The sequence below is a fragment of the Affinundibacterium baiyunense genome (assembly GCF_018139645.1).
Classification (GTDB): Bacteria; Pseudomonadota; Gammaproteobacteria; order Burkholderiales; family Burkholderiaceae_D; genus Undibacterium; species Undibacterium baiyunense.
The window spans coordinates 1-255 of sequence record NZ_JAGSPM010000088.1; the positions used below are offsets into that span (position 1 = coordinate 1).

General features: G+C 50.2%; 1 protein-coding gene. It reads right to left on the reverse strand.

Translation table 11 applies throughout. The features are described 5' to 3' along the window. The coding region (locus KDM92_RS19300; RefSeq protein WP_212685809.1) for a hypothetical protein at positions 1-255 on the reverse strand (255 nt) is incomplete at both ends.

A 255-nucleotide genomic window follows, 5' to 3' on the forward strand; every position in this document is an offset into this window, starting at 1 on the left:
AACCTGTGCCACCGTCAACTGTGTCAGAGATAGTCAAGCCAGCACGGTTGTCGTCCAATGCATCAAAAATCACTGTGTCGTTACCAGAACCAGTCGTGATTTTTTGTGCGCCAACTGCAGACGCTGCATTTGTGTTGAAACGAGCGATCACGTTTGCTGCTTCTGCAGACGCGTCGAATGTTGCTGCACCGATACGTACTTGTGTAGACAATGTACCTACGTCAACTGCGCCAGAGCCGTTAGAGCCTTGACCTA